Origin of the sequence: Virgibacillus sp. JSM 102003, from assembly GCF_041949995.1 — a bacterium.
In the GTDB taxonomy this organism is placed as follows: Bacteria; Bacillota; Bacilli; order Bacillales; family Amphibacillaceae; genus Lentibacillus.
Window position 1 is genome coordinate 37,710 of sequence record NZ_JBHFQH010000017.1, and the last position, 20,036, is coordinate 57,745.

The 20,036-nt window shown below is 40.3% G+C and carries 20 protein-coding genes; 11 read left to right on the forward strand and 9 right to left on the reverse strand.

The window, feature by feature from the left end; translation table 11 throughout:
• The first annotated feature begins 160 nt into the window (after nt 1-160).
• Entirely contained in the window at nt 161-2,344 is a 2,184-nt protein-coding gene (locus tag ACE1TG_RS16945; RefSeq protein WP_483887893.1) for a bifunctional 2',3'-cyclic-nucleotide 2'-phosphodiesterase/3'-nucleotidase, read from the forward strand.
• A gap of 58 nt (nt 2,345-2,402) precedes the next feature.
• Here the strand turns inward: ACE1TG_RS16945 and ACE1TG_RS16950 are convergent, their stop codons facing one another.
• A complete protein-coding gene (locus ACE1TG_RS16950) occupies nt 2,403-3,380 on the reverse strand; it encodes a ring-cleaving dioxygenase (RefSeq protein ID WP_375053592.1) in 978 nt (325 codons plus the stop codon).
• 386 nt (nt 3,381-3,766) lie between these two features.
• On the opposite strand from ACE1TG_RS16950, the gene ACE1TG_RS16955 reads away from it, so the two are divergent.
• Both ACE1TG_RS16955 and ACE1TG_RS16960 read left to right on the forward strand, forming a co-directional pair.
• Entirely contained in the window at nt 3,767-4,132 is a 366-nt protein-coding gene (locus tag ACE1TG_RS16955) for a VOC family protein (RefSeq protein ID WP_375053593.1), read from the forward strand.
• Nucleotides 4,133-4,410: 278 nt separating this feature from the next.
• Nucleotides 4,411-4,620, forward strand: coding sequence for a hypothetical protein (locus tag ACE1TG_RS16960; protein ID WP_375053594.1), 210 nt, complete (start codon nt 4,411-4,413; stop codon nt 4,618-4,620).
• A 452-nt stretch (nt 4,621-5,072) separates the two neighbouring features.
• Here ACE1TG_RS16960 and ACE1TG_RS16965 read toward each other — a convergent pair whose 3' ends face one another.
• The 4 genes from ACE1TG_RS16965 to ACE1TG_RS16980 all read right to left on the reverse strand — a co-directional run bounded on the left by ACE1TG_RS16965 (nt 5,073) and on the right by ACE1TG_RS16980 (nt 8,265).
• Complete coding sequence (locus ACE1TG_RS16965; protein ID WP_375053595.1) at nt 5,073-5,399, reverse strand: YbjQ family protein; 327 nt, start codon at nt 5,397-5,399, stop codon at nt 5,073-5,075.
• Entirely contained in the window at nt 5,380-5,601 is a 222-nt protein-coding gene (locus ACE1TG_RS16970; RefSeq protein ID WP_375053596.1) for a hypothetical protein, read from the reverse strand. The genes ACE1TG_RS16965 and ACE1TG_RS16970 overlap by 20 nt, the downstream gene beginning before the upstream one ends.
• A 645-nt stretch (nt 5,602-6,246) precedes the next feature.
• Complete coding sequence (locus ACE1TG_RS16975; protein WP_375053597.1) at nt 6,247-7,275, reverse strand: hypothetical protein; 1,029 nt, start codon at nt 7,273-7,275, stop codon at nt 6,247-6,249.
• A 51-nt stretch (nt 7,276-7,326) separates the two neighbouring features.
• On the reverse strand, nt 7,327-8,265 hold the full coding sequence (locus ACE1TG_RS16980) for a hypothetical protein (protein WP_375053598.1): 939 nt from the start codon (nt 8,263-8,265) through the stop codon (nt 7,327-7,329).
• A 158-nt stretch (nt 8,266-8,423) separates the two neighbouring features.
• Between ACE1TG_RS16980 and ACE1TG_RS16985 the strand changes: the two genes are divergently transcribed.
• The 8 genes from ACE1TG_RS16985 (at nt 8,424) to ACE1TG_RS17020 (ending at nt 15,035) form a co-directional block, all read left to right on the forward strand.
• A complete protein-coding gene (locus ACE1TG_RS16985) occupies nt 8,424-9,011 on the forward strand; it encodes a bifunctional transcriptional activator/DNA repair enzyme AdaA (RefSeq protein ID WP_375053624.1) in 588 nt (195 codons plus the stop codon).
• Entirely contained in the window at nt 9,001-9,516 is a 516-nt protein-coding gene (locus ACE1TG_RS16990; RefSeq protein WP_375053599.1) for a methylated-DNA--[protein]-cysteine S-methyltransferase, read from the forward strand. The genes ACE1TG_RS16985 and ACE1TG_RS16990 overlap by 11 nt, the downstream gene beginning before the upstream one ends.
• Before the next feature lie 2 nt (nt 9,517-9,518).
• Complete coding sequence (locus ACE1TG_RS16995) at nt 9,519-10,169, forward strand: endonuclease III domain-containing protein (RefSeq protein WP_375053625.1); 651 nt, start codon at nt 9,519-9,521, stop codon at nt 10,167-10,169.
• A 15-nt stretch (nt 10,170-10,184) separates the two neighbouring features.
• On the forward strand, nt 10,185-11,408 hold the full coding sequence (locus ACE1TG_RS17000; RefSeq protein WP_375053600.1) for a winged helix-turn-helix domain-containing protein: 1,224 nt from the start codon (nt 10,185-10,187) through the stop codon (nt 11,406-11,408).
• Nucleotides 11,409-11,498: 90 nt separating this feature from the next.
• Nucleotides 11,499-12,635, forward strand: coding sequence for a glycerate kinase (locus ACE1TG_RS17005; protein ID WP_375053601.1), 1,137 nt, complete (start codon nt 11,499-11,501; stop codon nt 12,633-12,635).
• 154 nt (nt 12,636-12,789) lie between these two features.
• Nucleotides 12,790-13,530, forward strand: coding sequence for a type I methionyl aminopeptidase (map, locus tag ACE1TG_RS17010; protein ID WP_375053602.1), 741 nt, complete (start codon nt 12,790-12,792; stop codon nt 13,528-13,530).
• Between the two features lie 465 nt (nt 13,531-13,995).
• Entirely contained in the window at nt 13,996-14,217 is a 222-nt protein-coding gene (locus ACE1TG_RS17015; protein WP_375053603.1) for a hypothetical protein, read from the forward strand.
• Nucleotides 14,218-14,471: 254 nt separating this feature from the next.
• Nucleotides 14,472-15,035: a DUF4256 domain-containing protein gene (locus ACE1TG_RS17020; RefSeq protein WP_375053604.1), complete on the forward strand. Its 564-nt coding sequence runs from the start codon at nt 14,472-14,474 to the stop codon at nt 15,033-15,035.
• A 311-nt stretch (nt 15,036-15,346) separates the two neighbouring features.
• Here ACE1TG_RS17020 and ACE1TG_RS17025 read toward each other — a convergent pair whose 3' ends face one another.
• The 4 genes from ACE1TG_RS17025 to ACE1TG_RS17040 form a co-directional block, all read right to left on the reverse strand.
• Complete coding sequence (locus ACE1TG_RS17025) at nt 15,347-15,841, reverse strand: DinB family protein (protein ID WP_375053605.1); 495 nt, start codon at nt 15,839-15,841, stop codon at nt 15,347-15,349.
• A 239-nt stretch (nt 15,842-16,080) separates the two neighbouring features.
• Nucleotides 16,081-16,671: a DUF1062 domain-containing protein gene (locus tag ACE1TG_RS17030; RefSeq protein WP_375053606.1), complete on the reverse strand. Its 591-nt coding sequence runs from the start codon at nt 16,669-16,671 to the stop codon at nt 16,081-16,083.
• A 549-nt stretch (nt 16,672-17,220) separates the two neighbouring features.
• Complete coding sequence (locus tag ACE1TG_RS17035; protein ID WP_375053607.1) at nt 17,221-19,002, reverse strand: glycoside hydrolase family 3 protein; 1,782 nt, start codon at nt 19,000-19,002, stop codon at nt 17,221-17,223.
• A 21-nt stretch (nt 19,003-19,023) separates the two neighbouring features.
• Complete coding sequence (locus tag ACE1TG_RS17040) at nt 19,024-19,881, reverse strand: endonuclease/exonuclease/phosphatase family protein (protein ID WP_375053608.1); 858 nt, start codon at nt 19,879-19,881, stop codon at nt 19,024-19,026.
• Nucleotides 19,882-20,036 lie beyond the last annotated feature (155 nt).

A 20,036-nucleotide genomic window follows, 5' to 3' on the forward strand; every position in this document is an offset into this window, starting at 1 on the left:
TAATCACACCATCTAATTCATTCGGCCCCCAACAATCAGACTATTTTAAAAAATGTTACATTCCTTTAATCTAGTAAGTAACAATTTATTGAAAGGGGTTACAAATTTGGGAAATAAAAACTTAGTAAAGTTCTCTTTTATATTTTTAACAGCATTGCTTCTGTTTAATCCGCTTGGCGAGAATAATTCTTCTCATGCGGCAACAACTGACAGCAGCATAGTCAACATGAGACTTATGGAAACAACGGACATTCATGTTAATCTTGTTAACTACAACTATTACCAGGACAAGCCAACAAATGAATTTGGTTTGGCTATGACTGCTACACTCATTAAACAGGCTCGTAGTGAAGCAAAGAACCATATGTTGTTTGACAACGGCGACCTGATTCAGGGCAATCCACTTGGAGACTACGTTGCAAGAAACGGTCTTGAAGAGGGGGAAGTCCATCCTGTCTACAAAGCCATGAACCTTTTAGATTATGACACAGCAAACATTGGGAACCATGAATTTAACTATGGTATCGACTACTTAAAAGAATCCATTGACGATGCAAATTTCCCATATATCAATGCAAATGTCTACTATGATGATGGTGACAGCGACCCAACCAACGACGAAAACTTTTTCCAGCCATACAAGATTATCAACAAGCAAGTGGAAGATGAAAGTGGTAATACCCAAACCGTTGACGTTGGGGTAATTGGCTTTGTTCCTCCACAAATCATGCAGTGGGATAGCACGAACCTGGAAGGAAAAGTAATTACCAAAGGAATTTATGAAACAGCACAAAAGTTTATACCAAAGATGAAGGAACAAGGCGCCGATATCATTGTAGCAGTCCCACACTCTGGACTTGGCTCAGTTGAACTGCAAAAAGGAGAAGAAAATGCTACTTACAATCTGACGGAAGTAGAGGGCATCGATGCCATTCTGTTCGGACACGCTCATGAAGCTTTTCCAAGCGAGTCATTTGCTGGAATTCCCGGTGTGAATCTGGAAAAAGGAACAATTAACGGTGTTCCATCTGTAGAAGCGGGCTTTTGGGGGAACCACCTTGGATTCGTTGATCTGAAACTCGAAAAAAATGGAGAGGACTGGGATGTGATTGATTCGAGTGCGGAAGTCCGGTCCATTTACGACGAAGAAACAGGTGAAGCGCTTGTCGAACCAGATCAAGAAATCATTGATGCTGTTTCAGAAGAACATCAGGCGACGTTAGATTATGTACGTTCTGAAGTAGGCGAAACAACTGCTCCGATTCACAGCTATTTCGCGCTCGTTAAAGACGATCCATCTGTACAAATTGTATCCAATGCACAGAAATGGTATACAAAAAACGCAGTAGAAGGAACGGAATATGAAGGGTTACCAGTCCTGTCAGCAGCTGCACCATTTAAAGCAGGTGGCAGAAGTGGACCTAGCTATTACACGTATATACCAGAAGGTCCTATTGCCATTAAAAACGTGGCTGACCTATACGTATATCCGAACACCTTGAAGGTAGTTAAGCTAAACGGGGAACAAATTCGTCAATGGCTCGAAATGTCTGCCGGGCAATTTAATCAGGTTGATCCAAATGCCCAAGAACAACAGTCATTGGTCGATCTTGACTTTTCAACGTATAATTTTGACATAATTGATGGCGTCACTTATGAGGTCGATGTGACGGAACCATCCCGTTATAACAATGATGGTGAGCTGATTAATCCGGATGCACAACGGATTGTAAACCTGCAATATAATGGTGAACCAGTAAAAGACGAGCAGGAATTCCTTGTTGCAACAAACAACTATCGTGCTGGTGGAGGGGGTAACTTCCCTAACCTAGATGGAAGTCAAATTGTCCTATCTCCACAGGTGCAAAACCGTCAAGCGGTTATCCAGTATATTCAGGAAAACGGAACAATCGATCCTTCAGCTGACGGGAATTGGTCATTTGCACCAATTGATGGTAATCCGAAGCTTACATTCCAGTCATCACCAGATGCGCAGCAATTCACCAAGCCAGACGGGGATATTAGCTATTCCGGTGAAGGAACAAATGGCTTTGCCAAATATAACATTGACTTATCTAAGCCTGTAACACTTTCATCTGTTCAGCAGAACGTAGCAGATTTGAAACAAGCTGGCGAAATCGATCATCCATTGGCCGTTCAGCTAACGAATAAACTGAAACAAGCGGAACACCAAATGGATAAAGACCATCAAAAACAGGCGATCAAAAAAGCGAAAGGATTCCTAAAGCATTTAAATAACAAAGCAATGAACAAATTCATTACAACAGATGCAAAGGAAGACCTGAATAACGCTGCCGATGAGCTTATTAGCAATTGGCAGTAAGTTAAAAAAAAGCCCTGTTATGGAGTGATTCCATGACAGGGCTTTTTAATGCTTTTAATTATTCTTTCGTAAATTCTTTTGTACTTCTTACCGTGTCAATTGGGCGAACCATTTTTTCGATTTCTTCACGTTTTGATTCCAGCATTGGGGGCAACGACAGCTTTTCTCCAAGCGTTTCATAAGGTTCATCACCCATAAAACCTGGACCCTCTGTAGCAAATTCAAATAAAATTTGTGGCGCCACATTGATATACAATGATCCAAAGAAGAATCGATCAACAAAGCCTGATGTCTGGAATCCTATGCTTCTCATTCGTTTATCCCATTCATCTAACACAGAACGGTCTTCAACACGGAATGCCGCATGATGAACCGTCCCAAAACCTTGTCTTGCCTGCGGTAGAACTGTATTATACTCTACGACAACCTGCGCTCCATTTCCTCCTTCGCCTACTTCAAATAAATGGAAGGACCCTTCATGATCTATTTCTTTAAATAGAAGAGCTTTTTCCATCATTTCTTTGAAGTAATCAAAGTTAGCAATACGAACAAAGATTGGCCCTAATCCGGTAATAGCATACTCTAATGGGATCGGCCCTTTTTGCCAAGGAGTACCTGCAGCAACTCCATTATCATCTTCATCAGAAATCAGTTGGTAATTTTGATCATCAAAATCAACAAAAGGAAGTGTCTTTTTACCAAATTGTTCTTTAATTCCTGAGTGTTTTACTTCAAGCCGGTCAAAACGTTTTACCCAATATTCCAGTGCCGCATCACTTGGTACACGAAACGATGTCTTGGAAATCTCATTTGTTCCATGTGACCCTTTTGGAATGCCAGGGAAATCAAAGAAAGTCATATCCGTACCTGCATTTCCTTTATCATCCGCAAAAAATAAATGATATGTTTTGATATCGTCCTGGTTAACGGTCTTTTTAACCAAACGCATTCCTAGAACATATGTGAAAAATTCATAGTTCTTTTCTGCACTGCTTGTTATGGCAGTGACATGATGCATACCTTTCAAACCATTCATTTAAAATTCCTCCTATAAGTTGTGGCTGTAACTCTATCTTCAATCAGTTATATTTATTTTTAATTCAAGATAAATATAATACTGATAAACTTTAGTGTCAATAAATAAGGTTTATATCGATTGAATAATAGTTGCCTTCTCCAAGCAATGAATCTTATAAACTGTGATCCAATCAATTTTTGACCAAAACTTTCATATTAGAGAAGGAATCGATCTTATAATGCGGCCAAGGCAGAGTACAGACCCTCCAATCTTGGTTTCGCTTCCACTATTAATGAAAAAATAACCTTCAACAGAATTCGAATAAAACCGCAATCTTGAAGAAATTAAAGATGGCTCTTTACGATATACTCAAAATGAAGTAAACAAAAAGGAGAATGGATAGTATGGAACAAGAAGGAAAAATTATTTCTGCCGATTTGACTGTTCATGAGGCTGAACAGGTACGCAACTTTTATGAGCAAGTGATAGGCTGGGAGCACAGCGAGGTCAATATGGGAAGTTACAACGATTACATTATGACCACCAAGGATGGGAAACCTGTCGCCGGCGTTTGTCACCAAGGTGGTAGCAATGAAGGATTGCCGCCCGTATGGATGGTCTACTTCCAAGTGAGCGATCTGAACGATAGCTTGGAAACATGCCGAAAGCTCGGTGGAAAGGTTTTGCGGGAACCAGAAGGATCCGGCTGCGGCAGTTTTGCAGTAATTGAATATCCGGCCGGAGCAATCTGCGCGCTCAGTCAAATGTAATACAAAGCATAGCAAAGGAATTGTATTAAAGCCTAATTTCTCGCCGTAGCAGGTGTGAAATTAGGCTTTAGTTTCAATTATAATGCACACCTTACGCTTTTAACAGAACAACTTCATACCAGGATAAAGTGTAGAAATCACATTCCATTAAATGGACCTTTTCACAAAGAATGTAAGTCTTATTCCAAATTATTTCGCACTTTATATCAATCGCAAAAAACTAGAATTACCCAGTATAAAAATACTTACGAAACACAATTTATTACTGAGGTGAAAAAATGAAAAAACAACGCAAAAAGGAGTTTCCCATTCCAACCGAGGCAAATTCAGACGGTGAGATAAGTGTTCAAGATGGGCTAGATGCTAAGCATCCTTTTGCCGAGGAAGACAATTTTGCTGGAGATTCTGTTGATGAACATAAGGAACTTGAAGCAGCCAATGAATACTTTGCAAAAAAAGAAATATCACAGCAAAATAACAACTCATAGCTTTCTGTTTCAAGTTCAATCACTTGAACAAAAGCGCAAGCGCCTGTTCAGCGCCGTATGGACTGCGCTCAGCGCTGCGGGTGGGTCGACGTTGCCGCGCAAAGCGGCGGTCTTAGTCGATCTTCCTTTTCCCTGAGATAAAGGATACACGAAGAGCGTAAGCTGCCCCACAGGACGAGGGGTAGTTCGACGTTGCCATAGGATGTGGTGGTTTTAGTCGAACATCCTTTATTTCTTATCGTAGACACGGGGAGGGAAGTCCACTAGGCGCTAGACACTGGCCGGTGAGAACGCCACGTCCTGTGGCGTCACCGGCACTAGTACGTCCTGTACGTCGGAGCTGGACGTCGCTGATTCGGGAGTCCAATCACCCACATCACTTAAATTTTATAATTTCCTTTACTAAGAAAAAAGCCGCGTTCTTCAACTGAAGGTGCGGCCTAAATTCTAGCTCATTTTATTTTTTTTTGAATACTAACAGCCGTTCCATATACTAAAAGTTCTGCAGCACCATTAGCAATCTGGGACGTTACAAAGCGAACATTTACAACCGCATCAGCACCTGAATTCTCCGCCTCCTTAACCATTCGTTCTGTAGCCCTTTGTCTAGATTCTGTTAACATTTCCGTATACTCTTTCACTTCTCCACCGACTATATTTCTGAAACCCGCGACAAAATCCTTACCAATATGTTTCGCACGCACAACATTCCCCTTAACCATTCCCTTCACATCTGTTATTTCATACCCGGGAATGGTTTCAGTATTTACTAACATCATGTTGATCTTCCTCCTTCTTGTCTTTAATTCTGTCTCTTATAACTCCGATGAGCACTACCAGAACACCTGTCATTCCAATCACAATAGAACTAATCAAAAAGATAGTATTATACCAAATGTTAATCGCAAAAAAATCAACGGTATAAGATAACAAAAATGTTAAAATAAAAATCCCAACAAGAACAACACCACAGCGAAACAAGATAACTCCAAGACGAACGATAACCTTCACCCGCCAATCACGACGTTCTTACTAATGTAATACGGCCAAAACTATAAAAGGTTCCCAAAAAATCAGACGTATGGATTACAGTTTTTCAATCGACCTTACCAATGAACAAATTTCTGCATCACCCAATGGTCGGGCTGCTCTCTCCCGATTGAGGGCTGTTCTCTCCCGTTTAGGGGCTGCTCTCTCCCGTTTGGGGGCTGCTCTCTCCCGTTTGAGGGCTGCTCTCTCCCGTTTGGGTGCTGCTCTCTCCCGTTTGAGGGCTGCTCTCTCCCATTTGTGTGCTGCTCTCTCCCGTTTGGGGGTTGCTCTCTCCCGTTTGGATGCTGCTCTCTCCCGTTTGGGGGCTGCTCTCTCCCGTTTGGGGGTTGCTCTCTCCCGTTTGGATGCTGCTCTCTCCCGTTTGGGGGCTGCTCTCTCCCGTTTGGGGGCTGCTCTCTCCTGTTTGGGGGCTGTGATCTCCCGATTGAGTGCTGCTCTCTCCCGTTTGGGGGCTGCTCTCTCCCGTTTAGGGGCTGCTCTCCTTCTGGAGTCCAGTTATCCTCAGCACTCAAATTTTATAATTTCCTAAACAAAGAAAAAGCCGGAGGAAAACCCCCGGCTTTTAACAAAAATTATTTATTTTGCTTCCATTTCTAATTCAGCAGATTCTTCCACAGATGTTTCTTCCGCTTCTTCTGTGTTTTCCTCTTCAGTTGTTTCTTCATCTGTTTCTTCGTCACTCGCCTCTACTGCAAGTACAGCTGAGTTTTCAGATGCATGCGCTTTAGCTACATCGCTTGCGTTTGCTGAAGCTTGTGCGTTGATTTTGTTTTCTTGTGATTTATTTACTTCCTCTTCTTCTGTTCCTTCTTCAGTTTCTTCTGTGTTTTCTTCTGTCTCTTCTTCTGTTGCTTCTTCTTCGGTTTCTTCTGTTCCTTCTTCAGCTTCTTCCGTGTTCTCTTCCTCTGTTGTTTCTTCATCAGTTACTGATTCTTCGGTTTCCTCTGTTCCTTCTTCAGCTTCTTCTGTGCCCTCTTCTTCTGTTGCTTCCTCTTCTGTTGCTTCTTCATCAGTTACTGATTCTTCGGTTTCTTCTGTTCCTTCTTCAGCTTCTTCCGTGTTCTCTTCCTCTGTTGTTTCCTCTTCTGTTGCTTCTTCATCAGTTACTGATTCTTCGGTTTCTTCTGTTCCTTCTTCAGCATCTTCTGTGCCCTCTTCTTCAGCCTCTACAGCTAGTACAGCTGAGTTTTCAGATGCATGCGCTTTAGCTACATCGCTTGCATTTTCTGCAGCTTGTGAGTTTACCTTATTTTCTTGAGATTTATTTACTTCCTCTTCCGTACCTTCTGTTCCTTCTTCTGCTTTTTCTTCAGTTTCTTCTGTTGCTTCACCATCTGCTTCAGCTGTCACTTCGACATTAGCCTCTTCTTCAGTAGATTCAGCTACAATAGATGACTTTGATGATGCATTTGCTTTTGCTGTTTCACTAGCATTCGCGCTTCCTTGAGATTTAGCTTTTTTCTCAGCTTTTACTTCTTGTTTCTTTTCAACAGGTACTTCTTTTTTTGCATTAGAAGAAGCTGCATCTGCTGATTGAACACCTGCAAATACTCCTATTGTCATAACTCCTGCTAATACTAGAGATTTCATCCGTACGTTTTTCATAATTTAATCGCTCCTTAATTAATTTTTTATATATTTATCACTCTTAAAAAATCAAGAAGCAATCTTTGGCGGTTCGGCTGGCGGTGCATTCACCCACTGATCCCGAAGAACTTCGGATCTCTTGCCGATTACTTGCGACTTAGAAAAGAACATGAGGGAATTTGGCAAATCTCCTTTTACCACTGAAGAAGAACTGGTTTGTCCACCGAAATCACCACCATTCGTTGATGCTGATGACGGCAATGAACCAGGTTTAATCATTAGTTCCTGACGTTCTGAATCTTCGTTAGGTATTGGAATGGATTTTGACTTCCCGCTTTGTTCTTTTTCATCAGGACTCATATCATCCTTAGATGTACTTTGTTTATTACTGGTTTGAACTGTTTCATCTCCTGAATCGGTTACTGAAGTTCGGGGCGATTCTTTAACACGCATTGGTTCTTCTTCATTTTCAGAGTTGTCATTCGTTTGAGTAGTTTGCTCTTCATCATTCTTCGAGCTTTTCTCTACCGTACTTTTTGACCTCCCTTTTTTTCCTTGCAGATTATCTTCAATCTGCTTCTTTACTTTTTCCTTTTTTGATGCCACTTCTCGCTCAAGCTTTTCTGTTTGTTCAGTAGCCTGATCATTTGCCTGAGGTGGCAGGGTTTTTGAATCCTTATCCTTCAATTGAGATTCCGCGTGGTCGGAAGCTTTATCCGACGGTTTCTCTTTAACTGTCGTCCCTTTAGAAACTTGCTTATCATGATTCGACGACTCTTCAGGAATATCAGAAGATCCTTGCCCCTTTTTAGTAGCCTCTTTGGCAGCTTGAGAAGTTTGTTTACCTTTTTTCGAAACATCTTCCGCTACAGGACTCGACGATTCTTTATCATCAGCCTGTGACGCTGCCTTTTCAGGAGAATTACCATTATTCGCTAAAGTATCGGCTGGGAGTAGAAATACCGCCAGTACCATTATGCAACTATATACTAATGGTCTTATGCGCATACATTCACCTCCTCCCCACTTTCTACATAATTCTTATTTTTCTATTATTTTCTGTCCGTCTTATTAAAATCCAACAACTTTCGATATCTTGCTTTTCCATTCAAAATAGACTGTTTTGTAACGAATATGAGTTATAATAATGGTGGAGGTGGATCGTGATGGTTACAGCTAATAACTCAGTATTAACAACTGAGCAGTGGAAAGCTATTCGTGAAAATGACGAGAATTTTGATGATCAATTTTTTTATGCTGTCAGAACGACGAAAATCTTTTGCAGACCTTCCTGCAAATCTCGTATTCCTAATTTTGATAATGTAACGATTTTCTATAATGCGGATGAAGCATTGGCGGCGGGATTTAGACCGTGTAAACGGTGTAAATCAGCGGGATACCGGCTGCCGGATGAGGAATGGGTCCTTCAGGCAGAGGCATTTATAAGAGAACATTTTTTTGAACACTTAACATTGAATATTATTGCAGAAGGATGCCACGGCAGTCCTTATCATCTACATCGCGTATTCAAGCGGATAAATGGTATTACACCAATAGAATTTATGCAAACAATTCGGATGGAAAAAGCAATATTTTATCTCAAAAAAACGGATAAATCGATTCATGAAATTTGCACGTTAATAGGAGTTCCTAATGCTGCACATTTTGCAACATTGTTTAAAAAACGAACGGAACAGACACCACGAGAATTCCGAAAAAGTAATGAAAATGAGGTGTTACGTCATGAAATATAATGAAGAAAATGTGGTATATTATGGCCACATTAATACTGATGATTGGTGCCTTTATCTTGCGGCAACAGACACCGGTCTTTGTTTTGTTGGTTCACATAATGGAAGATTTAGTGAAATGAAGAGCTGGTTTAATAGTAAACGGCCTAAAGCCCATCTAGTAGAAGACTGGAATAAAGTATCTGTATATGCTGAACAAGTAGTAGACTATTTAAACGGTGAACGGAAAAATATTGATTTACCCATCGATTTAATTGGCACAGCGTTTCAGGAGTCAGTATGGGCTGAATTACAAAACATACCATTTGGTGAAACAAAGACATACACAGATATATCAGAAGCTATCGGCAGGCCTGATTCAGTACGTGCAGTAGGAACAGCAGTTGGAGCGAATCCCTTATTAATTGTTGTACCTTGTCACCGGGTGATTAGTAAAAGCGGGAAAATGACTGGCTATCGTGGTGGCATTGCAATGAAAGAGAAATTACTTAGGCTGGAAAGCAGCTAATGATGACACGAAATTATCAATTAGTCTATGATAAATTGTTAGACTATTACGGCCCGCAAAACTGGTGGCCTGCCGATACGCCCTTTGAAATGATGATTGGCTCGATTCTAGTACAGAATACAAGCTGGCGTAATGTGGAAAAAGCACTGGAAAAGGTAAAACCTTTTTTGGGTCCGAATCGTATGGAAAAGTTAACAACAGAAGAGCTTGCCCAGTTAATCCGGTCGAGTGGTTTCTTTAATATCAAGTCAAAACGAATTAAGGCTTTTCTGGAATGGTATAAATCCTATAACTACGATACTGACGCGGTCAAAAAAATAGACAAGCATCAGCTAAGAAACGAACTGCTCAGCATTAATGGTATCGGTCGTGAAACTGCTGATGTCATGCTGCTTTATGCTTTTGATAAACCAGTATTTGTTGTCGATGCATATGCCAGAAGAATTTTTTACCGGATCGGATTCGATATGCCAAGATCCTATGATACATTTCGAAAACAGGTGGAAGAAGTAGTTCCACAAGATCTGGGGTTATTTAATGAATTTCATGCTTTGCTGGTTGAGCATGCAAAGGTTCATTGTAAGGCTGTTCCGATATGTGAGGGGTGTCCATTGTTTGACGTTTGTGACAGAAGACTTGATAGTAATGATTAGAATGGAGGAAATCAGATGAAGTCATACCATACAAACCGGCGTACTGTCCGCCGTTTTCTGCTTGATAAGCAGCACCTCCTTTCACAGAAGGAGAATCCCGCTAAAGAAGAGACATTGCAGATAATCCGGCAGCTTGAATGTGTACAGCTTGATGCAGTTGCCTCCGTTGCACGTAACCAGCATCTTGTCTTAGCCGCTCGAGTTCCCGATTATCAGCCAGAAATATTAGATGATTTATTAGCACAAGGTCAATTATTCGAGTACTGGGCAAATGCCGCATGTACGATCCCAATGGAAGACTACCCAAAATTTGAAGCGACCCGACTTCGCTTCCAAAATCAGTCGAAAGAAGAACTGGATAAACTAGGATCTGTTGTGGATGATGTGCTCGATAAGCTGCGGCGAGAGGGTCCGCTTCCTTCGCGAGCTTTCAAGGCTGAGAATCGTGTTCACGGCGCATGGGATAATAAATCTCCAAATACCAAAGAGACCTCTCATGCCTTGAATCAGCTCCTTGATACAGGAATAATCCGTGTCGTCAGTAGAGTTGGAAGTGAACGTTTCTTCGATCTAACGGAACGGACAATACCGAAGAACCTGCTACAGGAAGCTGACAAGATGGATAGCGTTGAATCGAATGAAGCCCTTTTGGAAAAATATATGCAGGCCTATCGTGTCTTTGATGCGGGTGATCCCCGTCTGGGCTGGCAAAAAATGAGTGCAGCACAACGTCGAGAAGCGATTACAAAGCGAGTGGAAACTGGATCAATTATTCCATTAGAAATGGATGATGTTCACCGGCAATATTATATTCTAGCTGATGATTTAGACTTACTAAAAAAACATGAAAAACTCACACCTAAAGAGGAATCCTCAACAGACGATGTGCCAATCCGATTTCTTCCGCCACTGGATAACTTGCTCTGGCGCAGGGAGCGATTGGTAGATCTTTTTGACTTCTCCTATAAATGGGAAGTATATACACCAAAAGCCAAACGCAAGTATGGATATTATGCCATGCCAATCCTTGCCGGAGACCGTTTAATTGGACGCATTGATCCAGGCCTGGACAGAGAAAATCAACACTTGAATGTTCGTCTGCTACAAATAGAGCATAATGTGAACATGACGCCACAACTGCGTAATAATTTAAAGGAAGCAATAGAGAGCTTTGCCTCCTTTCACCATGCCGAAACTATTACGATCGATCGGGCAATGCAGGATATACAGATTTTTTAATAGTAATGTTTTATACATAACCAGCAAAAACGTACAAGACACCCACTCTTTCACTGGGTGTCTGCTGTTTACCAAAGGGATGTGAATAAGATGAAAGTCGTAATTGCTCCGGATTCTTTCAAGGAAAGTATGTCAGCACTAACTGCTGCCAATGCAATTGAAAATGGTTTTAAAAAAATTATTCCTGAAGCAACATATGTGAAAGTCCCCATGGCTGACGGGGGTGAGGGAACCGTTCAATCACTCGTAGATACAACAAACGGGAAAATCATCAGTGAAACCGTAACAGGACCAGTTGGCTACCCTGTTGAAGCATTTTACGGGCTTACGGGTGATGGCGAAACAGCCGTGATTGAGATGGCTGCAGCTTCAGGTCTTCACCTCGTACAAAAAGAAAACAGAAATCCATTGATCGCAACAACAAAAGGTACAGGAGAACTAATTCTCGCTGCACTAAACCTTGGTGTAAAACATTTGATTATTGGAATAGGTGGAAGTGCAACGAATGATGGTGGAGCAGGAATGGCTCAAGCGCTGGGTGCCAGTCTTCTCGATTCAGACGGACTACCGATAGGTTTTGGTGGCGGTGAATTATATAAAATTCATTCAATCGACACCACAAACCTGGACCCAAGATTGCAGCAGGTACAAGTTGATGTTGCTTGTGACGTGGATAATCCTCTGACTGGCGAGCATGGTGCGTCTGCTGTATTCGGCCAGCAAAAGGGTGCGACTGAAGAGATGATTGCGACGTTAGATCAAAATCTCACCCATTACGCACAAATTCTAAAACGTGACTTAAATAAAGACGTTGAGACAATTCCAGGATCAGGTGCGGCTGGCGGCCTTGGCGCAGGTTTACTAGCCTTTTTAGAAGCCGACCTAAAACGAGGAATTGATATTGTCATCGATGCAGTCGATTTAGAAAAACACATGGAACAGGCTACACTAGTCATCACCGGTGAAGGTAAAATAGATAATCAGTCAATTTACGGAAAGACACCAATTGGCGTTGCCAAAATCGCAAAAAAGCAACACATTCCTGTCATCGGTTTAGCTGGTTCACTTGGAGAAGATTATCAAGTTGTTTATGACCACGGGATTGATGCACTCTACTCAATTGTACCAAGTGTGGTTCCATTAGAGACAGCACTTGCTAATGCAGAGCAGTATACAGAACAACTAGCTGAGAATATTGCCAGAACGATTAAGGTGCTGGGATTATAATATTTGGCATGGTGTCTTGACGGCACACTTAATTGACTTTCAAAAATTTTGTCGACCGCAATAGGGCTTTTTGTTGAAGAAAAAGCCGTTCCGTTTATGATAGAACCTAAATGAAATGATAATTATATAATGCTTTTAAAAGGGTGAATATGCGATGATTGCAAAAACTGAAGAAGATTTTAATGGATTAAGAGAAATTGGTGAAATTTGTGGAGCAATTCGAGATAAATTAGTCCAATGTACGAAACCTGGTATTACTACAAAAGAACTCGATGAAATTGCGGGGAAGATTTTTGAAAAAGCAGGAGCCCAATCTGCACCAAAAGGAGAATACGATTTCCCTGGGTATACATGCATTAGCATAAATGAAGAAGTGGCGCACGGCATTCCAAGGGACCGGATAATTCAAGAAGGAAACCTTGTAAATATTGATGTTTCAGGTTCTAAAAACGGGTATTTCGCAGATACTGGAATTTCTTTTGTTGTTGGGAAAGGAGAGGCAATTTTACAGAAAATATGTGACGTTGCTAAAGAAGCATTCGACACTGGACTTGAGAAAGCAAAACCAGGTTCGAAAAAAAGCGCTCTCGGAAAAGCTGTACACAATGTAGCAAAACAGCACGGCTTAACTGTTATAAAAAATCTTACTGGACACGGGGTTGGGCGCTCGATTCACGAAGCACCAGAACATATTTTCAATTACTTCTCTCGCTGGGATAACGAAATTTTAAAAGATGGTACGGTAATTGCCTTTGAGCCTTTTATCTCGACATTTGAAGAGGAAGTTTTCCAGTCCAAAGATGGATGGACCTCCCTAACCGATGAAAGCTATGTGGCTCAATACGAACATACAATTATTCTTACAAAGGAAGGACCGATAATTACTACATTGTAGGAGTAACAAGTTTTGGCATAGTCCTTTCTGGATTGGGAGCAATTTTACTAGCACCAAGCTGGAGACTGACGTATTTGATTTATGCTATCTCGACATTTCTGATATTGATATGAAATTTCCGAGCGATTCCGAAAGTCGAGGCAAGCTCGAGTATGATGTTTAAAAAAGGGAACCTCTCTATACGATGAGTTAAAGGAGCCATGCATCGCTTACCCTGGGAATTTCCACAGCGGCCTTTTGGACATTTTCCAGAACTTTTATTGAAGTGGCTGGAGATTATAGTACTTGGCAGCTTTCTGAGTTTTAGGTCATTATAGGGCAATTTGGTGTGCTTGGAGGGTTTTCTGGTTCTCTAATTGAACAAGGGGGACTGCCGTTAGCTTACAAGTTAGGGAGTGTGTCGATTGCATCATCATCGATAATTCTCTCTTTTACAATGACTTACCTATCGGCTGGAATCTTCGGTTGCGCCTATATATTCTTAACCGGGGCCTTCTCGTCTGGGGAATTCGTGTATTTATTACGAATGCATCATTAGGTATTGGGGTTCCATTTTTACTCTTGGCAGTGGGGCAAGTAATAGGTTCATTATTCGCTGGAATGTTTATTGAAGCGTGGGGTTTTGTTCTTTCATTTATACTTTATGGAATCGTTGGCCTGGCTGCTAGCCTAATAGGTCCAAAATGAAACCTTTAGAAAACTCGGCATTCGTTAAAGGGCTTCTTATGAAATCGTATTTTGCTTTCTTAGAACCCCTTATACTCTGGGGTGCAAGCTTTTCTTAGTTGCACTTATGCAGTAAGAACCTAGCACTTTAATCTACCGTGCCGATTTTGGGCAGATTGTGGAGGAATGGATTTACTTAATCAATTATTGTAAACTGAACTTACACAATTATTTAAATGACTTATTAACCATTATGATTAAGGGGGGAAATTAACATGAGTAATAAACGAGAGTTGTCACTAGAACAACGTGAAGAATTACTCCAAGCATTGAAAGCGCGCTTCGAGAAAAACATGCACCGCCATGAAGGCATTGAATGGACTGATGTCCAAGCAAAGCTGGATACTAATCCTGAAAAATTATGGTCGCTCAATGAAATGGAAAAAACTGCCGGTGAACCGGATGTTGTTGGTCATGATAAAAAGAAGGACGAGTACATTTTCTATGATTGTTCAACGGAAAGTCCTAAAGGTCGCAGAAGCATTTGTTACGACCGCGAAGCGCTGGAGTCGAGGAAAAAACATAAACCAGAAAATAACGCTATTGATATGGCAGTCGATATGGGCGTTGAACTTTTAACAGAAGAAGAATATCGGGATTTGCAGAAACTTGAAAATTTTGATAAGAAAACGTCGAGTTGGGTACAGACACCCTCTGATATTAGAGAACTTGGCGGTGCCCTTTTTTGTGATTATCGCTTTGGACACGTTTTCACGTACCATAATGGAGCAGAATCCTACTATGGTGCCAGAGGTTTCCGTGGTTCGCTAAGGGTCTGAATTTTGCACAGACAGCTGAAGTTGTACCTCAGAACGAATCTTTTTGGGGAAGACTTTAAACGATTGGGCGCTTTTCTAGTTATTTTTATGATTCAGCTAAGCTTATAAAAACATTTTAATGACGTCCTTGTCATGATTATCACGAGGTTTACCACTTTTTGCAATGTTTTCACCAATGGGATAACGTCAAAGAAGTGTTATTTAACATACGTATGTATTTCATGAGATTAAAAAGGGCTAGTTTCTCAGTAGAAAACTGATAAACTAGCCCTTCGCCTTTTAAAATAGCGCTTTATAATGGTGAAGCTTTTTTAAAAACTTCGTTTCTCTGGCCAAGCTCCTTGCATTTTACTAAGGAACACAATTTGCCCAATATGATATGCGTCGTGCATTGCTAAACTCTTCAGTTCAAGTACTAATGGATAATCTTCTTTTGGGATTTGTCTATACATATCGTCATGGTCTGATTCTGCTAGTATTTTTCCAAGTTCACGGTGAACATAAAAGTATTCTTGTTTTGTTTCCTTCCAATTTTCTAACGTCTCATTTGGTAATTGAAATGTAGAATCATTATTTTCTGCCAGTGGTTCATTCGCTGTTTCGCCAAGAAAGCGCATCAGAAATCTCTTTTCAAAGAAAAGCAAATGACACACTAATTCCCAAATGGAATTCATTGACCCGTCAGCTGGTTTCCAAATTGCCTGTTCTAGAGTAATATCCTCTAGCACTTTTTCAAGTGGTGGAAACCAATCTTCTTCATCTAAGCAGCTTGCCCATTGTTGTAACAAAAGTGTCTTTTCATCCATTTTCTATTCCCTCCAATTTAATCCTTTAAAAGATAATCGCTTTGGTCAAACCTTCATTTGCAGTCGTATTGTTCTGGCATAAGTTACAATTTCATCTAATTACCTTCCTTACTCCACAATTATGACCATTTCCGAAAGATAGAACCCCGATTCTTATTCCTGATAGGCACGATTACGGATCAAGTTTTTATAATCGCCTTGTTTAACTTTTAGCTTCTTCTAATAACAGTGATAATGAACTATTGATGATCACCTTGGTACCAATCACCAATAATTGTAACTTGTAAATCATCTATAACTTTGCTCTTCATATTTATGTTTGGATTCAGTACAATGGTTCCATTCTGAGACAATCTATTTAATTTTGACCTTGAAATGCCAAGAATTTTTGCTATTAGCTTATCTATTCTAAGACCAAAATCATGTTTATAGCAAAATCTAATAGTAACCTCGTTAGATAGTAAATCAAGTTTTTCTTTTCTTAACTCATATCGTATATCTGTATTTACATCACTACATAGTTTTCTTAACTTATTGATTTGAAAAGCATAGTACCAGATTGTCTCGTTATCATTATTCATAAATTTTTGAATTAGCCAAGAGTCAATTTTATTAATATTTACTCTCGATAAAATAGGGTAATTCCAAGTTCCCTCACAATGTATACAGTTATAAATAAGCCATATATCAACTATTTTCTGATTCGCATTTACCCTGAATTTCTCACTACAATAAAATTCTGTGTTCGTTTTACATTTACTGCAATTTCGTTTTATATAAGGTGTTTCCTGAGCAATGATCTCATAAGTGAACAAATTATTAATATTCATACAGCAGTTCCTCCTATTTATTCAGAGGAACGCAAAAAACGGTTGATGGAGAAAATTTCCCATAAAAAAGCGGAATACCTTACAGGTATCCCGCTGGAAGTAAAACAACTGACTATCCTGCGTTCCCTGTAATGGCTAAAAATAGGCACACTTCTCCCGTCGTTGAATAATAATTCAAAAAAGAAATGTACTATTTAGTTACTAAACCATTACAAGTATGTTGGCAAATCCAGTTCCACCTTCCATATTTCTCCTATATTTCTTAGTATACCATTATTATGCTCTATATCAAGATTAAAAGCATCACCAAAACTTACTGAAAATTTCCCAATCAATAGTTATAACCGAAGAATACTACTCACCCCTAAAATTTACAATTTAATCTTCAACAAATTTGTCTTATTGTGCAAGACTCCTTTTATTGAAAACTAATTAAATTTGTGAATTAGTTTAGATCATCCGTGCTTTTTTAAGGACAGTCTTTTTTAAAGTCCAAATTAACCCTAAACAGTTTAGATTGCAGCTAGAAATACAGGGAGCCCTTTTTAGTTAATAACTGAGATAATCCCCAAACTCATATAATCCCGGAATTGTTACCGGTAATTTCCCTTCTGGATTAACCTCACCACTTAGCACTCGGGCTAGTGCTTCGATAGATACGTCACGGTTACCGTACGTAGCTAAGTAGCCATCCACCTCTGGAAACGCCATTATGTCATATGGATTACGAACCGCTGTTACGATGACTGGCTTACCTGTTTCCATCAGGGATTCTACTAAACGCTGTTGAGCATTATTCGTATTTGCAGTATACGTTGTCACAATGATTTTATCAGCATCCGCTGCTCTGGAAGTTGCTTCAGCGATTTGATTAGTGCTTGGACTTGTGTTTGTTGCGTAATCACTAGAATCGTACCCTTTTTCCCTAAGCAGATCAGAGAGGTAATCAGGATCTCCTGCAGAAGGACCCGTTATAAATAAACTGCTGTCATCCTGCAAAGGCAATAAATTGTTTTCATTTTTGACAAGTGTAATACTTTTATTTGCAATTTCGGTTGCTTTTGCCAAATTTTCTTCTGTACCAATGTTTTCAACTTCACTTGGATCCGTATACGTAACTCCGAATAAGCCCTTCTCCATTTTGGCTTTTAGTATTCGGTACACAGATTGATTCACACGATTCTCACTAATTTCTCCACTTTGAACTGCTTCTAGCACTGCATTATAGGCCACTTCTACGTTCGGTGGGTTTAGTAAAATATCATTTCCAGCCTTAAATGCTTCGACAGCAACTCGGTCTGGTTCAACGACATTGGCACCTGACATGCCTAAGCTGTCGGTAACTATCAACCCCTCAAAGCCCATTTCCTCACGTAAAAGCCCCTGTAAAATTGGCTTAGATAGCGTTGCTGGCAGACCTGAATCATCAAGTGCCGGAACAACGATATGGGCAGTCATAATTGCATCTATACCATTGTCTATTGCTGCTTGAAATGGCTTTAAGTCAACATTATGGAGCGTCTCTAAATCGTGGTTAATAATCGGCAATCCATAATGAGAATCAACTGCTGTATCTCCATGACCTGGAAAGTGCTTAGCTGTTGGTATTACCTTTTGGTCTTCATATGCCTGCACCTGGGCAACCGTTAAGTCAGATACCAGATCCGGATCTTCACTAAATGAGCGAACACCGATAACCGGATTCTCCGGATTAACATTTACATCAGCTACCGGGGCAAAGTTCATGTTAATACCAAGACTGCTTAATTCCTCGCCCATAATAGCTGCAGATTGTGCAGCGTATTCGGTAGACCTCGTGGCTCCAAGTGCCATATTTCCAGGAAACACTGTACCGGGACTTGTAATTCGCTGTACAATTCCACCTTCCTGGTCCGTCGATATAAATAACGGAATTGGCATACGCTGATCCATCGCTATATCTTGTAAACCATTTGATAGCGCATTAACCTGTGTTGTATCAATCGGCGTTCCAATATTACCTGTCCAATTGAAATAGATTACACCGCCAATATGATATTTTTCGATGGCTTTTTTAAAATTCTTGGCCCCTCGGTTCATCCGTAAGTTTGTGTCTTCATAATCAGGGTCTGTCGGGGTTTTACCGTACATATGAATGACGAATAACTGGCCAATTTTTTCTTCCAATGTCATATGGTTTATTTTGTTAACAATCCATCCATGCTTTACTTTTTCACCGTCACCCCAGCCAGGATGGGTTGGATCGTCCCAGCCATTTGCAAAACTTGTCATTGGAAAACACATTAAAACAAGCATAAAACTGGAAAGGATCGCAAACAATCGTTTCTTCATTAAAATTTCACTCCTTTTAATCTAGTTATCTCGTGTTAAGACTACCTCTGTCATTACAGGTAAGTGATCAGAAGCTTCAGTGTCTATCACTTGGGTGTTTGTTGGACTTAGATCTTGGGATGTGAAAATATAATCAATACGTTTTTCTGGTGAAGTCTCTGGATAGGTATCGCCACTTCCGCTTCCCGCTTCGGTCCAAGCATCATTAAACCTGTTAAAAAGCGGCTGCAGCTCAAGTGCATCAGGTGTTGCGTTCATGTCTCCGACTAGAAAGGTATTTTTTTGTTCGGAAATAATGTTTAGCATGTCATCTACTTGCATTTCTCGAATATACGGGTCTCCTCGGTAATCCAGGTGTGTTACATAAAAGGAAACGTTGATACCTTTCACATTTAGCGTAACGCCAGGAAATCCAGGAGCAAGACTTGGTTCAGGCACAGCATCTTGTGTCGAAAGTCTTGTTATTTCGTGATTTTCTGAATCGATAATAGGGTATTTACTTAAAACAGCTAGTCCATATTTTCTTCGTGGTTCACCTTCATTTAGTGGATCTTGATTATAAATTGGAGCGAAGAAGGCATGCATATCCAACTTTTCAGCCAGGTATTCAACCTGATCCTGAAAGTTACTGCGATACCCCCAATTGACATCCACTTCCTGCAATCCAATTACATCTGCTCCAGAACTTCGAATTGTTTCGGCAGTATGGTCGATATCGTACAATCCATTACTTCCAATTCCTGCATGAATGTTAAAGGTCATTACGTTCAGTGTAATGTCTTGGTGTCTGTCGGGGTCTTTCTCAGAAGCTGCTATCGCCATCGGTGAAATTAGAATCATTAGAAGAGCAATGAAAATTACGATAGCCTTGTTTTTCATTATCTAACCTCCTTATATAACTCTATTATGTTAGTTTTCCTCCTTTCTAAACTATTAACTCTATCAAGTTAATAGTAGCTTCTAGACGATAGCCTGTATATAGTACGACGGAATTATTATTTAATAATTCAGAATAAACAGAGTAAATATTACCT

What these genes read in the sequence shown, in the direction of transcription:
- ACE1TG_RS16950 (WP_375053592.1), bottom strand. Translation starts at nt 3,380, where the DNA reads ATGAATGGTTTGAAAGGTATGCATCATGTCACTGCCATAACAAGCAGT.
- ACE1TG_RS16955 (WP_375053593.1), top strand. Translation starts at nt 3,767, where the DNA reads ATGGAACAAGAAGGAAAAATTATTTCTGCCGATTTGACTGTTCATGAG.
- ACE1TG_RS16960 (WP_375053594.1), top strand. Translation starts at nt 4,411, where the DNA reads ATGAAAAAACAACGCAAAAAGGAGTTTCCCATTCCAACCGAGGCAAAT.
- ACE1TG_RS16965 (WP_375053595.1), bottom strand. Translation starts at nt 5,399, where the DNA reads ATGATGTTAGTAAATACTGAAACCATTCCCGGGTATGAAATAACAGAT.
- ACE1TG_RS16975 (WP_375053597.1), bottom strand. Translation starts at nt 7,275, where the DNA reads ATGAAAAACGTACGGATGAAATCTCTAGTATTAGCAGGAGTTATGACA.
- ACE1TG_RS16980 (WP_375053598.1), bottom strand. Translation starts at nt 8,265, where the DNA reads ATGCGCATAAGACCATTAGTATATAGTTGCATAATGGTACTGGCGGTA.
- ACE1TG_RS16985 (WP_375053624.1), top strand. Translation starts at nt 8,424, where the DNA reads ATGGTTACAGCTAATAACTCAGTATTAACAACTGAGCAGTGGAAAGCT.
- ACE1TG_RS16990 (WP_375053599.1), top strand. Translation starts at nt 9,001, where the DNA reads ATGAAATATAATGAAGAAAATGTGGTATATTATGGCCACATTAATACT.
- ACE1TG_RS16995 (WP_375053625.1), top strand. Translation starts at nt 9,519, where the DNA reads ATGACACGAAATTATCAATTAGTCTATGATAAATTGTTAGACTATTAC.
- ACE1TG_RS17000 (WP_375053600.1), top strand. Translation starts at nt 10,185, where the DNA reads ATGAAGTCATACCATACAAACCGGCGTACTGTCCGCCGTTTTCTGCTT.
- ACE1TG_RS17005 (WP_375053601.1), top strand. Translation starts at nt 11,499, where the DNA reads ATGAAAGTCGTAATTGCTCCGGATTCTTTCAAGGAAAGTATGTCAGCA.
- map (WP_375053602.1), top strand. Translation starts at nt 12,790, where the DNA reads ATGATTGCAAAAACTGAAGAAGATTTTAATGGATTAAGAGAAATTGGT.
- ACE1TG_RS17020 (WP_375053604.1), top strand. Translation starts at nt 14,472, where the DNA reads ATGAGTAATAAACGAGAGTTGTCACTAGAACAACGTGAAGAATTACTC.
- ACE1TG_RS17025 (WP_375053605.1), bottom strand. Translation starts at nt 15,841, where the DNA reads ATGGATGAAAAGACACTTTTGTTACAACAATGGGCAAGCTGCTTAGAT.
- ACE1TG_RS17030 (WP_375053606.1), bottom strand. Translation starts at nt 16,671, where the DNA reads ATGAATATTAATAATTTGTTCACTTATGAGATCATTGCTCAGGAAACA.
- ACE1TG_RS17035 (WP_375053607.1), bottom strand. Translation starts at nt 19,002, where the DNA reads ATGAAGAAACGATTGTTTGCGATCCTTTCCAGTTTTATGCTTGTTTTA.
- ACE1TG_RS17040 (WP_375053608.1), bottom strand. Translation starts at nt 19,881, where the DNA reads ATGAAAAACAAGGCTATCGTAATTTTCATTGCTCTTCTAATGATTCTA.